This window comes from Pseudomonas putida S13.1.2 (genome assembly GCF_000498395.2).
In the GTDB taxonomy this organism is placed as follows: domain Bacteria; phylum Pseudomonadota; class Gammaproteobacteria; order Pseudomonadales; family Pseudomonadaceae; genus Aquipseudomonas; species Aquipseudomonas putida_Q.
Window position 1 is genome coordinate 3,265,033 of record NZ_CP010979.1, and the last position, 12,643, is coordinate 3,277,675.

A 12,643-nucleotide genomic window follows, 5' to 3' on the forward strand; every position below is an offset into this window, starting at 1 on the left:
CACCTTGCTGATTTCGATTCTCGCCCGTCCCTGACACAAGCCGCGACGACAGCGACTTTCTGCCATGACACGGAAGGATCACGCAATGCCCCATCTGCACCCCACCCCTGCAACCAAGCTGAGCCAGGCCGTGCGCCTGGTGCTGTTCGGCATGTCCCTGGCCAGCGCGCCGGGCCTGCTGCTGATGCCTGCCCAGGCCATGGCCCAAAGCCAGAGCGCCTACCACGTCCCTGCCGGCCCGTTGGGCAATGCCATCACCCAGTTTGGCGTGCAGGCGGGCGTGACCATTTCGTTCGACACCGCACAAACGCGCAATCTGAGCAGCGCAGGCCTGGAAGGCAGCTACAGCGTCGAGGAAGGGCTGATGCGCCTGCTGGCCAACAGTGGCTTGCAGGCGCAGCGCCAGGGCAATGGCGGCTACGTGCTGATGCCTGCAGACAACGGCTCGGCCATGGAGCTGGGGCCGCTTAACATCGACGCCAACCGGCTGGATGCAACCAGCGAGGGTACCCAGTCATACACCGCCCGTGCCGTCACCATCGGCAAAGGCGTGCACACGCTGAAAGAAACCCCGCAATCGGTCACCGTGATGACCCGCAAGATGCTCGACGACCAGAACCTCAACACGCTGGAGCAGGTGCTGGACAAGACCCCGGGCATCACCGTGTACGACTCGCCCATGGGCGGCAAGTACTTCTACTCCCGTGGTTTCAACCTGGACGGCCAGTACCAGTACGACGGCGTGCCGCTGGACGTGGGCGGCAACTACGTGCAGGCCAACAGCTTTTCCAGCGACATGGCGTTCTACGACCGCGTCGAAATCCTCAAGGGCGCGGCCGGCATGATGAAGGGCTCCGGCTCCTCCGCCGGCGGCGTCAACTTCGTGCGCAAGCGTGGCCAGGAAAAGTCCGCCACCACCGTCACCCTGTCTGCCGGCAGCTGGGACAACTACCGCGGCCAGGTGGATGTAGGCGGCCCGCTGAACGAGTCAGGAACCGTGCGGGGGCGCGCCGTGGCGTCGCTGCAGGACCGCCAGTACTTCTATGACACAGCCAAGCGCCAGGACCAGATACTGTACGGCGCCATCGACTGGGACGTCACCGCCGACACCACCCTTGGCTTTGGCCTGGCCTACGAGGATGTCGATGCCACACCGTGCTATTCCGGCCTGCCACGCTACGCCGATGGCAGTGACCTGAAGCTGTCGCGCTCCACCTGCCTGGGGGCCAGCTGGAACGACCTGCAAAGCCAGCGTGTTACCGGTTTCGCCGACCTCAAGCACCGCTTCAACGATGACTGGACGCTGAACTTCGCCTCGATCTACACCCACAACAACCAGGACATCGAATACGCCTACTCCGAAGGCACGGTACCGGTCGGCGCCAGCACCGCCAGCATGAACGTGCGCGCCGGTCGTTTCGACTACGACCAAGACGACTACGGCTTCGATACCTATGTCGATGGCAAGTTCGAGGCGTTCGGCCTGCAGCACGAGCTGATCATCGGCGCCAACGCCAGCCGGCAGAAAACCCATGATTACTTCGCGCTGATGCTGCTGGACGGCAAACAGGACCCATTCAATCCGACCGCGAACTTCCCACAACCGTCCAAGGGCGACTACCTGGTCAACCCGACCCGCGGCGGCAGCGTGCCAACCGACTCCACCACCACCCAGTACGGCACCTACGCCAACCTGCGCCTGAAGCTGGCAGAGCCACTGACCCTGGTGCTGGGCGCGCGGGTCAGCTGGTACCGCAACAAGAGCGACTCCTATACCCAGCTCTACGATTACTGGGTGAATAACCGCAGCGAGGAAAACGGCCAGGTCACGCCGTTCGCCGCCGTGCTGTACGACCTGAACGACCAGTGGACCGCCTACGCCAGCTACGCCGACATCTTTCAGCCGCAGAGCGACAAGGTGAATGCCGAGCGGCAGGCGTTACAGCCCAAGACCGGTGCCAACTACGAGATCGGCATCAAGGGCGAGCTGCTCGACGGCGCGTTGAACACCTCGTTCAACCTGTTCCGCACCATCGAGAATCACCGCGCGGAAACCGACTACAACGAAGCCTGCCCATCAGGCGACGGCTATTGCTACACCGACAGCGGCAAGGTGCGTGCACAGGGTTTCGAGGCCGAGATCAGCGGCTCGCCAATCGAGCGGCTGCAACTGCTGGCGGGTTACACCTACACCCAGACCAAGTACCTGAGTACCATCGAAGACACCGACCCCACCGAGCTGACCTTCACCTCCAGCTTCATCCCACGGCACATGCTCAAGGTGTGGGGTGACTACCAGCTGGGCGGTGCACTGGAGCGCTTCACCGTCGGCGCCGGCCTGAACAGCCAGAGCGAGAACTTCCGTACCACCGGCACTACCCGCGTCGAGCAGGCAGGCTACACCGTATGGAACGGCCGCGTGCAGTACCGCATCGACCCGAACTGGACGGTCGCCCTCAACGGCAACAACCTGTTCGACAAGAAGTACTACGCCACCATCGGTGCGCCGGCGTGGGGCAACTTCTATGGCGAACCGCGCAACTTCATGGTGACCTTGCAAGGGGCGTTCTGATACCCACGAGCGCCTTGCGCCCACTATGAAGGGGAGCAAGGCTTGTGGGGCAGCGCGCCATCACAGGCAAACGTGTTCCAGCACCTGGTCGATACCGTCCAGATCATAGATCCAGCCCAACGGCATGTCTGCCTGGGTGGGGCCAGGTGTAAGCACCATCAGATCGCGGACGCCATGCAGCATCAGCGGCAGGGCCGAGCTGGCAGGCGCCAGCAATACACCCCGCTTGCGGTTGACCGACCAACGCTCGGTGAAGGCTTTGCCTTGGCCGAAACGGAAGGTCAGCGGCCAGCTGTCGATCGACGCTGCCGACGGCGCCAGCATGTGCGGCAATGCATCGAGGCTGATGCCCCCAAAAATAGTATCAAAATGCTATCAGTCAACCCTGAATGCCTTGCACTAGACGCCGCTGTAAGCTGGGCAGAAAACCGGCATTGGTCACTCGGCCGAATGCGCCCCGCATGCCCTTGTAGGAGCGGCCTTGTGTCGCGATGGGCCGCGCAGCGGCCCCGGTTTCAGCCAAGCTGCACAAATTGCTGGGGCCGCTGCGCGGCCCATCGCGACACAAGGCCGCTCCTACAAGGGCCGCGTCAGCCCATGAATTGTTTTAGCAGATAAGGAAATTGCTCATGCGCCCGAACAAGGCTTGCCCAGTAGTCCTTTCATCCACGTTGCCTGCGAAAATTCTGCTGCTCCGCCACCCCTTGGCTGGCGTGCAACTGGTCAAAGGCACCATCGAACAAGGCGAGGCGCCGGCCGCGGCTGCCTTGCGTGAATTGAGCGAGGAATCAGGCATCACCAAAGCCACGGTCAAACAAGACCTGGGCTGCTGGGATGCTAACCATCTTGGGCAAGTGTGGTCGTTTCACCTGTGCCAGGTGGAAGATGCCCTGCCCGAGCACTGGTCCCACCAGACACAGGATGACCATGGCCACCTGTTCACATTCTTCTGGGCAGCATTCGACGATGTGCCCTATAACGATTGCCATCCAGTCTTTCAGCGAGCGTTGCTGCATTTGAGAAAGGCTCTGGAGCACTCGCACAGTGATCGCGACTAAAGCCCGATCGCCACTTCACGCGCGCCGCTCATGTATTGCTGCAGGCGGCTGCGCAACCAGCGTTCGGCCGGGTCGCTGTCGGTGGTGCTCAACCAGACCATGGCCAGCTCCAGCGCAGCCGTCTCGAACGGCAGCGTCTCGGCCTGCAGGTTGCCCCAACGCTCCATACCTTGCGCGGCATAGTCCGGGCAGCAGGCCAGCAGGTCGGTCCCGGCCAGAATCGCCGGCAACGAGCTGAACTGCGGCACCGACAACACCACCTTGCGTTCGCGGCCGATCTCTTTCAACCAGTCATCAACCACACCCTGCGTATTGGCGGTGGGCGATACCTGAACATGCGGGCGGGCGCAGAACTCATCCAGCGTCAGTGGCGTGGCTGATTTGTCGGCCCGCACCACCCTGCCCTGCATCGTGCGCAGCACCTTGCGCTTGGCGTTGGCCGGCAGCCCCTTGGTCTGGCTGATGCCGACCGTCACATCGCCTGCTGCCAGCAAGTCTGGAATGCGCCAGTAATCCACATGCTGCACGACCACCACCACATTCGGCGCCTCCACCCGCAGCGCCCGCAGCAACGGCGGCAACAGCCCCGACTCGACATCATCGGACAAACCGATGCGGAAGGTCATCTTGCTGGTGAGCGGGTCAAAATCATGGGACAGGCTGAGGGCGACGGACATCGCGTCCAGTGCCGGGGTAAGGTACTTGATGACCTCTTCGGCCCTGGCCGTCGGTTCCATGCGGTTGCCCACGCGGATCAGCAACGGGTCGTTGAACATTGCCCGCAACCTGGCCAGCGCGGCGCTGACCGTGGGTTGGGCGACAAACAGCTTTTCTGCGGCACGGGTGAGGTTGCGCTCCTGCATCAGGGCTTCGAACACCACCATCAGGTTGATATCGGCTTTGCGCAGTTCGTTGCGGTTCATCGGGGCTCCCGGCCATGGCCATGACGTGCGGACTCAATTCCAGCATCGATATGGATTGCGGTCGAGTAAAAACCGGAAAACCCGACTCAGGCTGCATTGCCCCACACTGCGCAATCCGGGTAACCTTCCGCCAACTTCCCTTCCGGCTTCCCCTGCCGTGCACCGCCCAGGCGTTAAATCGCGAAGCGGTCATTCATGATGCCGACACCTGCATGGCCGCCACGTTTTGGCGCGCCCATCTGCCATCTATACATTCAGGATGACCCCATGATCATTCGCCAAGGCATTGCTGCAGACTATCCGCAGCTGCTCGACATCTGGCTGCGCGCCGTACGCGCCACACACCAATTTCTGCAACCGTCCGACATCGACGCGCTGTTGCCACAGCTGCGCGACGTGTACTTCCCGGCCGTCGAGCTGTGGGTTGCAGTAGACACCGATGACCAGCCGCTGGGCTTCATCGGTTTCAATGAAAACCACGTGGAAATGCTCTTCGTCGACCCCGAGCGACATGGCCAAGGTATTGGCCGGGCGCTGCTGGATTTTGGCCGCCAGTCGCGTAACGCCATGAGTGTCGATGTCAACGAGCAGAACCCCCAGGCAACAGGGTTCTACGAGCACTACGGCTTCGTCCAGACGGGCCGCTCTCCGCTGGATGGCGAAGGCCGGCCGTTCCCCTTGCTGCATATGAGCTTGCCCACCCAGGCGTGACCAGAAGGCACACACCGCGATGGACCGGTCGCCGGAGCTGCCAAGGGATCGGGTCAGGGCCACCAGGTGCTTGCCGCAACATGTGCAGCGCCTACAAGATCGAGCGCCGCCCGCGCGGCGCTCGATCTCGCAGGCGACGAATAATTGCGCCGAACCGCCAACCTTCGCAATCAAGCATCAATAAACCGCCGTATAATCGGATCCAATACCGAGGATGCCCCGCATGCAAGCATTGGAAATGGACTACGGACACGGCGAAGAAGTGGCCAGCCACTGCCACGCCGACGACCAGCTGATCTACGCCGCCAGCGGCGTCATGCGGGTCAGCAGCGAAGGCGGTAGCTGGGTGATCCCTGGCGGGCATGCGTTGTGGATGCCCGCCGGGGTCAGCCATGCCATCCGCATGGAAGGCGTGGTCTGCATGCGGACCTTGCTGCTGGAAGCGCGTATCGAGCGCTGCCAGGTGATCGTGGTATCCGGCCTGCTGCACGAGCTGATCCTGGCTGCGTCACGCATGCTCGACCTGCGTGACGGCGAGCACGTGCGGGCACTGATCCAGCTTGAGTTGGCCACTGCCAGGCGCATCGATGCCTTTGTGCCGCTGCCGCACCAGGCGAGACTGCGCACCTGGTGCGAGCGCTTCCTGCTGGACCCGGCCCAGGACCTGACCCTGGAACAATGCGGCGCGCAACTGAACATGAGTGCCCGCAGCGTGGCACGGCTGTTCCAGCGCGAGGTGGGCATGTCGTATGGTGAGTGGCGCGCCCGTGCCCGGGTGATGCTCAGCCAGCAAAGCCTGGCCGATGGCCAGCCGATCCTGAACGTGGCGCTGGAGCACGGCTACCAGAGCGCCAGCGCCTTTGCTGCCATGTTCAAGCGCATCCTCGGCTACGCGCCGAGCGATTGGCAAAACAGTACCGCGCGCGGGTACTGAGCCCCAGGTTGTCCCACTTGCGCGCAGGGTTGTCCCGCTTGCGGCAGCGGCGTGCGCCGTCCCCTCGTTAACCTCGCATCACCACCCTTGAGCGACATGTGTGATGCCCTTACTGCCTTCATTTCCCTTCCCTGCCCGGTTTGCCGTACTCGCCACGCTCGGCGTGCTGGCGGCGTGCACCCGGCAACCCGCACCTGCCGAGCCACCTGCAGCGCTGCTGGCCAACCCGCTGGCGAGTGTGCCGGCCGGTGTCAGCCAGCAACCATTGCCCGAACAATGGTGGGCGCTGTTCCAGGCCCCGCAACTTAACCACTGGGTACAGCAAGCCCTGGCGCACAATCAGGACCTGGCCGAGGCCGAGGCCAACGTGCAGGCCATGCTGGCGGGGATAGCCGAGTTCGATGCCAGGCGCTGGCCGTCAACGTCGATGGGCTTTGCCGCCACCTATGGCAAGAGCGCCGATGACCAGACCCTGGCCGAGGCGACCGACAGCCACGCGCCGTCGCAATGGCAATTCAACCCAGGTATCGAGTTGGCCTATCAGGTGGATGTCTGGGGCCAGGTGCGCGCTGCCATCGAGCGCGCCCGGGCCCAGGCCGAAGCCAGTGCTGCGGCGCTGGAGCTGGTGCGCCTGCAGGTGGTCGCCCAGACCAGCCGTGCCTACATCGACCAGTGCGTCTACGCGGCGCGCCTGGACGAGGCTAAGCAGTCCCTGCAAACACTCGACCATAGCGTGCAACTGAGCGAACGCCAGCGCTTGGCCGGTGTAGCTACCGCCCTCGACAGCGAGCGCCTGCTGGGCTTGCGGGAACAAGTGCGGGCGCAGCTGCCGATGCTCGCAGCCCGGCGGCAGATGGCGCTTTACGAACTTGGCATGCTCAGTGGCCAGGCCTCGCTAGCCGACACCGCGACTTGCACAACCATCCCCACGCTGTCGGCGCCGCTACCGGCCGGCGATGGCTGGCATTTGCTCGAACGCCGGCCGGATGTACGCCAGGCCGAACGGGAACTGCAGGCTGCCAGCCTGGAAACCGACATCGTCCGGGCTGACCTGTATCCGAAGGTCAGTTTTGGCGCTTCGCTGACCTCCTCGGACCATCACCTGGCCAACCTGGGCGACAGCCGCGCGGTGATGTTCGGCATTGGCCCGCTGATCCGCTGGGAGTTTCCGAATGTGAAGGCCAACCGCGCAAGGGTCGGCAAAGCCGAGGCGTTGCAACAGGCGCAGGTTGCCCGTTACCACGGCGTGGCGCTGAGCGCGCTGAAAGACGTGCGCCAGGCGCTGGCCCGCTACGACGGCGAACAGCAACGCTTGCAGGCACTGGATGCAGCCCTGGCGCACAGCCAGCGCGGCTATGCCCTGGCCCAGGGCAACTACCGCGCCGGCACCGTAGACGGGCTGGCGTTGCTGGACAGCGAGCGAGAACTGATCCGCCTGCGGGCCAGCCACGTAGAAGCCCGAGGGCGCCTGGCACAGGCGCAGGTCAACCTGTTCCGCGCCCTGGGCGGGCGGTGGTAGCCGATAACCCATTGCCACGGGCTGCGCCGACCTTTGTAGGAGCGGCCTTGTGTCGCGAAAGGGCCGCGCAGCGGCCCCGGCAATTTGTGCACTGCCGCTGAAATCCTGGGGCCGCTGCGCAGCCCTTTCGCGACACAAGGCCGCTCCTACAACTGATCGCGTCAGCTTGTCGGGCAGTAGTCGTACTTCAAGAACGGAAACCGAACATGAATGTCGCCGTAGAACAAACCGCCCCAGCCGAAACTGAACAGCGGGCCAAAGCCAGATCCCGTCGCCGCCTGGCCTACACCGCCAGCGGCAGCCTGGCAGCAATCGCCCTGCTGGCCTTCACCAGCTACTGGCTCACCACCGGCCGCTATCTGGAGACCACCGACGACGCCTACGTCCGCGCCGACTGGGTGGCCCTGAGCCCACGCGTGGCCGGTTACGTGGCCGAGGTCGCAGTGGCTGACGACCAGCCAGTGAAGGCCGGCGATGTACTGGTACGCCTGCAAAACCGCGACTACCGCGCCCGCCTCGACCAGGCCCGGGCAGGTGTGGCCGAGGCGCAGGCGGCACTGGTCGCCGCCCAGGCCCGCCAGCAGGTGGCCAGCGAGCGTATCAACCAGCAACAACAAGCCATCCTGCAGGCTGAAGCTGCCATGCGCAGCGCCACTGCCGAACAGCGGCGCAGTGACTTGGACATGCAACGCTACCGTGGCCTTGTGCGAGACGAGGCCGCGACCTTGCAGCGCCTGGAAACCGCCAGCGCAAGGGCCACCCAGGCGCAAGCCGCGCTGCAAGGTGCCCTGGCCGCGCTGCGCCAACAACGGTCGCAATTGGCCATGGCCAAGGCCCGGTCAGCCCAGGCTGACGCCGAACTGCAACAGCGCGCGGCAGCGTTGACCCGCGCGCAGGCCCGCCAACAGTTGGCCGAGCAGGACGAACAGGACACCGTGATCCGCGCACCGATCACGGGCGTGGTCGGCCAACGCCGCGTACGCGCCGGCCAGTACGTGGTGCCGGGTCAGCCGCTGCTGGCCGTGGTACCCCTGCAGCAGGCCTATGTGGTGGCCAACTTCAAGGAAACCCAGTTGGCCAACATGCGCCCGGGGCAGCCGGTAGAAGTCCGCGTCGACAGCTTCGCCAGCCAGCCACTGCGTGGCCATGTGGCCAGCTTTTCGCCAGCGTCCGGCAATGTCTTCGCATTGCTGCCGTCGGACAATGCCACCGGCAACTTCACCAAGATTGTCCAGCGCTTCCCGGTGCGCATTCTGCTCGACACACCGCTGGATGGCCCGCAGGTACTGCCCGGCATGTCGGTGGTAAGCACGGTCGACACCCGTCCCGCAGAGGTGGCCGATGCGCACTGAACAAACGGTCACGCTGCGCGCCTGGGTATCGGTGCTCGGCGGCCTGCTCGGCTGTTTCATGGCCGGCATGAACGTGCATGTCACCAGCGCCGCGCTGCCAGAAATCCGCGGCTCGCTGGGCGCCAGCTTCGAGGAAGGCTCATGGATTTCCACCGCCTATCTGGTGGCGGAAATCGTGATGATTCCACTGACGGCCTGGCTGGTGGACGTGTTCTCGCTGCGCCGGGTGATGTGGACCGGCTCGTTCATCTTCCTGATCGCTTCGGTGGCCTGTTCCTGGGCGCCCAACCTGGAGGCGATGATTGCCATCCGGGTGATCCAGGGTGCTGCGGGCGCGGTGCTGATCCCCCTGTCGTTCCAGCTGATCATCACCGAACTGCCGGCCAGCAAGATGGCCATGGGCATGGCGCTGTTCAGCCTGGCCAACAGCGTGGCGCAGGCAGCCGGGCCGTCGATTGGCGGCTGGCTGACCGATGCCTATTCGTGGCGTTGGATCTTTTATTTGCAACTGTTCCCCGGCATAGCGCTGCTGTGCGCCATCGCCTGGTCGATCGAGGCCCGGCCGATGACACTTGAGCTGCTGCGCAAAGGTGACTGGCTGGGGATTGCCGCCATGGTGATCGGCCTGGGTGGCTTGCAGATCGTGCTGGAAGAAGGCGGCCGGCTGGACTGGTTCGGCTCGCCATTCATCGTTGCCATGAGCGTGGTCGCAACCATTGCCCTGGTGGTGTTCGTGGTGACCCAGCTGTTTGGCCAGCGCGCGTTCATCAACCTGCGCTTGCTCGGGCGCTACAACTTCGGCGTCGCCAGCGTGGCGATGTTCATCTTTGGCGCCGCCACGTTCGGCCTGGTATTCCTGGTGCCCAACTACCTGTCGCAGCTGCAGGGTTTCAGCGCGCACGATGTCGGCGTGGCGCTGATCGCCTATGGCGTGGTGCAGCTGCTGCTGGCGCCGTTGATGCCCCGACTGATGGGCTGGACCAGCGCCAAGTTCATGGTCGCCAGCGGTTTTCTGATCATGGCCCTGGGCTGCTGGCTGGGGGCGTGCCTGAGCGCCGACAGTGCCGACAACGTGATCATCCCGTCCACGGTGGTGCGCGGTATTGGCCAGCCATTCATCATGGTGGCGTTGTCGGTGCTGGCGGTGGCCGGGCTGGAAAAGCGTGAAGCCGGCTCGGCCTCGGCGGTGTTCTCGATGCTGCGCAACTTGGGGGGAGCCATCGGCACGGCCGGGCTGACGCAACTGGTGGCCACCCGTGAGCGCTTTCACAGTGAGCGTATTCACGAGCAGGTGACAGTGTTCGAGCCTGGCGTGCAAGAGCGCATCAACCAGACAGTGCAGAGCTGGTTGCCGCACCAGCAGCAGGTGCTGGAGGGGTTGGCGGGGACGATTCGGCGGGAGGCTTACCTGATGGCTTACAGTGATGCGTTCTACCTGGCGTGCCTGGCGTTGGTCGGGTGTGCAATAGCGGCATTGCTGTTACGGTCAAAACACCAACTGTGATGCCGACACATCTCCCTGTAGGAGCAGCCTTGTGCTGCGAAGAGGCCGGCATGGCCAACACATTTCTTTCCAGCATCGATATGGATTGCGGTCGAGTAAAAACCAGAAAACCCGATCGCAAAAAGGGCCGCAAAGCGGCCCCCCAGGGTAGCCGTTCAGCGCAAGGTATTTTTGGTCAGTTCGACTTCGTTCATCAATGCCTTGGCCAACGCCGTGAGGTAATCGGCGGCGCCCAGGAATTTGTGGTCGTCCTCCATATCGCCTTCGCGCAGCAGATGCTTGATGTAGCTCAGCAGGATCGAAACTTGCTCGTAGGCATCATCGATGGGAATGCCGGGCTGGACCCGCAGCAGATCCTTTGGCGGGTTGCCGACTTCGAGGAAGGTTTCTGCGCCGATGGTGAGGATGACCTTGGGTTCGTCTGCCATGTTTTCACTCCTCTTCCTTGCCGCGTAGCAGCTCGACTGCGTGCGCGAGGGCGAGGGGTGGGTAGATGTCGGATTCGGGGGTGAAGAACGGGGTGTTGATTGGGCGGCGTGGTGGATCTGGGACGAGCTTTTTCATTGTGTAATTCCAGCTTCTAGAGAAGGAACCACCACCTGAATCTTTCTCATGGATTGAAGGCGGCAGCCGTACGCAGGTGTGAGAAAACCGGGCAGAAGCTAGCAAAGGCCCGGCCAGGCGAAAGCCCGCCTACGTACGGCCACCATGAAGGTGCTGCTAGCTTGACTGTCGGGTTCTCATGCCCGGTCGCCAGAGCGACGCGAAAACGTTATCCCTGAGGTACTTCCCCGACAACGGCGATAGTTCAGCAGCGCGCGTAGGATAATTCCTAAGCGGGTTGATTCTGAAGCATTTGGTTTCATGTTCAGAATTGTCTTACAGGGTATGGCTTTGAGGTGCCTGCCAAGGGATCGGGTCAGGGTCACTAGGTGCTTGCCGCAACATGTGCAGCGCCTACAAGATCGAGCGCCGCCCGCGCGGCGCATCGCGGGGCAAGCCCGCTCCCACATTTGTTTCGGGCCAATTAGTCCTGTGACAGGTGAGCGCGACCGCCTTGTTTGTCCGACGCGGTATCGAGTCATGCGCCAAGGCGTTCGCGCGCAAATCGCACAGGCAGAATTGGCCCGAAACAAATGTAGGAGCGAGCTTCGCTCGCGATGCGCCGCGCGGGCGGCGCTCGATCTAGCAGGCGCTTAATTAATCGCGCCCGGGCACCCGGGGAGCGCGCTGGTAATTCTGTCGCTGATACACTATCAACCGATTAAATGTGCGAAACAGACCAAAGGTATGAACCCGACGCGCTACACCACCGTGGCAAAGGACTTGATGGAAGGCATCGCCAACGGCCGCTACCCGGTGGGCAGCCTGCTGCCGACCGAGTTCGAGCTGTGCGACCTTTACGATGTGAGCCGGCACACGGTGCGCGCCGCAATCAACCAGCTGCTCAACCAGGGGCTGGTGTCACGGCGCAAGCGCGTGGGCACCCGGGTAGAGGCCAGCAGCCCGCGCGGCGGCTATTCGCAGTCGTTGGCCAGCGTGGCCGACCTGGCCCACCTGGCCGAAACCCAGCAGCGGGAAATCCAGGGCGTGCGCCACTTCGTCGCCGACCTGAACGAGGCGGCGCGGCTGGGACTGGTACCGGGGGAACACTACTTTTGCGTGTCGAGCATTCGCGTCGACCGCCTGCACAATGCCGCGCCGCTGTGCTGGACCGACGTGTATGCGCAACGCGACTATGCCGAGGTCATCGAACGGGCCCGCGAGCACCCCGACCAACTGATTGCGGGGTTGATCGAGCAGCACTATGGCCGGGCAATCGCAGTGGTCGACCAGCAGGTGCGGGCAGTGCTGCTGACGACAGAGATGGCCAAAGCGCTGAAGGCCGAGGCGGGTTCACCGGGGTTGAAGATCATTCGCCATTACCGCGAGGAAAACGGTGATTTGATGGCGGTTTCCGAAACCGTGCACCCGGATGACCGCTTTACCCTGGTGACCCAGATGCGCCGGGATCGCTCCCCCACCTGATCCATCCCAAAGGCGCGCGCAAATCCCTGTAGGAGCGGCCTT

General features: G+C 63.5%; 12 protein-coding genes. 8 read left to right on the top strand and 4 right to left on the bottom strand.

Features of this window, described 5'->3' with window-relative positions:
• The first annotated feature begins 85 nt into the window (after positions 1 to 85).
• Entirely contained in the window at positions 86 to 2,572 is a 2,487-nt protein-coding gene (locus N805_RS14410; RefSeq protein ID WP_019472871.1) for a TonB-dependent siderophore receptor, read from the top strand.
• Between the two features lie 60 nt (positions 2,573 to 2,632).
• Here N805_RS14410 and N805_RS14415 read toward each other — a convergent pair whose 3' ends face one another.
• Positions 2,633 to 2,896 (bottom strand): hypothetical protein, encoded by a 264-nt coding sequence (locus tag N805_RS14415; RefSeq protein ID WP_019472872.1) that lies wholly within the window; start codon positions 2,894 to 2,896, stop codon positions 2,633 to 2,635.
• A gap of 305 nt (positions 2,897 to 3,201) precedes the next feature.
• Between N805_RS14415 and N805_RS14420 the strand changes: the two genes are divergently transcribed.
• A complete protein-coding gene (locus tag N805_RS14420) occupies positions 3,202 to 3,630 on the top strand; it encodes an NUDIX hydrolase (protein ID WP_019472873.1) in 429 nt (142 codons plus the stop codon).
• Here N805_RS14420 and N805_RS14425 read toward each other — a convergent pair.
• Positions 3,627 to 4,553: a LysR substrate-binding domain-containing protein gene (locus N805_RS14425; RefSeq protein ID WP_019472874.1), complete on the bottom strand. Its 927-nt coding sequence runs from the start codon at positions 4,551 to 4,553 to the stop codon at positions 3,627 to 3,629. The genes N805_RS14420 and N805_RS14425 overlap by 4 nt on opposite strands.
• Positions 4,554 to 4,820: 267 nt before the next feature.
• Here N805_RS14425 and N805_RS14430 point away from each other — a divergent pair, with 267 nt between their 5' ends.
• The 5 genes from N805_RS14430 (at position 4,821) to N805_RS14450 (ending at position 10,573) form a co-directional block, all read left to right on the top strand.
• Positions 4,821 to 5,264: an acetyltransferase gene (locus N805_RS14430; protein ID WP_019472875.1), complete on the top strand. Its 444-nt coding sequence runs from the start codon at positions 4,821 to 4,823 to the stop codon at positions 5,262 to 5,264.
• A gap of 223 nt (positions 5,265 to 5,487) precedes the next feature.
• Positions 5,488 to 6,198: an AraC family transcriptional regulator gene (locus N805_RS14435; RefSeq protein ID WP_019472876.1), complete on the top strand. Its 711-nt coding sequence runs from the start codon at positions 5,488 to 5,490 to the stop codon at positions 6,196 to 6,198.
• A 103-nt stretch (positions 6,199 to 6,301) separates the two neighbouring features.
• Complete coding sequence (locus N805_RS14440; protein WP_019472877.1) at positions 6,302 to 7,717, top strand: efflux transporter outer membrane subunit; 1,416 nt, start codon at positions 6,302 to 6,304, stop codon at positions 7,715 to 7,717.
• Between the two features lie 206 nt (positions 7,718 to 7,923).
• Positions 7,924 to 9,069, top strand: coding sequence for an HlyD family secretion protein (locus N805_RS14445; protein ID WP_019472878.1), 1,146 nt, complete (start codon positions 7,924 to 7,926; stop codon positions 9,067 to 9,069).
• Positions 9,059 to 10,573 carry a DHA2 family efflux MFS transporter permease subunit gene (locus tag N805_RS14450; protein ID WP_019472879.1) on the top strand — a complete coding sequence of 505 codons (1,515 nt, stop codon included), beginning with the start codon at positions 9,059 to 9,061 and terminating at the stop codon, positions 10,571 to 10,573. The genes N805_RS14445 and N805_RS14450 overlap by 11 nt, the downstream gene beginning before the upstream one ends.
• 155 nt (positions 10,574 to 10,728) lie before the next feature.
• Here N805_RS14450 and N805_RS14455 read toward each other — a convergent pair whose 3' ends face one another.
• Both N805_RS14455 and N805_RS31135 read right to left on the bottom strand, forming a co-directional pair.
• On the bottom strand, positions 10,729 to 11,001 hold the full coding sequence (locus tag N805_RS14455) for a DUF3077 domain-containing protein (RefSeq protein WP_019472880.1): 273 nt from the start codon (positions 10,999 to 11,001) through the stop codon (positions 10,729 to 10,731).
• A 4-nt stretch (positions 11,002 to 11,005) separates the two neighbouring features.
• Entirely contained in the window at positions 11,006 to 11,137 is a 132-nt protein-coding gene (locus N805_RS31135) for a hypothetical protein (RefSeq protein ID WP_019472881.1), read from the bottom strand.
• Positions 11,138 to 11,863: 726 nt separating this feature from the next.
• On the opposite strand from N805_RS31135, the gene N805_RS14460 reads away from it, so the two are divergent.
• Positions 11,864 to 12,601 carry a GntR family transcriptional regulator gene (locus N805_RS14460; RefSeq protein WP_019472882.1) on the top strand — a complete coding sequence of 246 codons (738 nt, stop codon included), beginning with the start codon at positions 11,864 to 11,866 and terminating at the stop codon, positions 12,599 to 12,601.
• The last annotated feature ends 42 nt before the right edge of the window (positions 12,602 to 12,643 follow it).

Coding starts and splice junctions, on each gene's coding strand:
- N805_RS14410 (WP_019472871.1), top strand. CDS start 86: ATGCCCCATCTGCACCCCACCCCTGCAACCAAGCTGAGCCAGGCCGTG.
- N805_RS14415 (WP_019472872.1), bottom strand. CDS start 2,896: ATGCTGGCGCCGTCGGCAGCGTCGATCGACAGCTGGCCGCTGACCTTC.
- N805_RS14420 (WP_019472873.1), top strand. CDS start 3,202: ATGCGCCCGAACAAGGCTTGCCCAGTAGTCCTTTCATCCACGTTGCCT.
- N805_RS14425 (WP_019472874.1), bottom strand. CDS start 4,553: ATGAACCGCAACGAACTGCGCAAAGCCGATATCAACCTGATGGTGGTG.
- N805_RS14430 (WP_019472875.1), top strand. CDS start 4,821: ATGATCATTCGCCAAGGCATTGCTGCAGACTATCCGCAGCTGCTCGAC.
- N805_RS14435 (WP_019472876.1), top strand. CDS start 5,488: ATGCAAGCATTGGAAATGGACTACGGACACGGCGAAGAAGTGGCCAGC.
- N805_RS14440 (WP_019472877.1), top strand. CDS start 6,302: ATGCCCTTACTGCCTTCATTTCCCTTCCCTGCCCGGTTTGCCGTACTC.
- N805_RS14445 (WP_019472878.1), top strand. CDS start 7,924: ATGAATGTCGCCGTAGAACAAACCGCCCCAGCCGAAACTGAACAGCGG.
- N805_RS14450 (WP_019472879.1), top strand. CDS start 9,059: ATGCGCACTGAACAAACGGTCACGCTGCGCGCCTGGGTATCGGTGCTC.
- N805_RS14455 (WP_019472880.1), bottom strand. CDS start 11,001: ATGGCAGACGAACCCAAGGTCATCCTCACCATCGGCGCAGAAACCTTC.
- N805_RS31135 (WP_019472881.1), bottom strand. CDS start 11,137: ATGAAAAAGCTCGTCCCAGATCCACCACGCCGCCCAATCAACACCCCG.
- N805_RS14460 (WP_019472882.1), top strand. CDS start 11,864: ATGAACCCGACGCGCTACACCACCGTGGCAAAGGACTTGATGGAAGGC.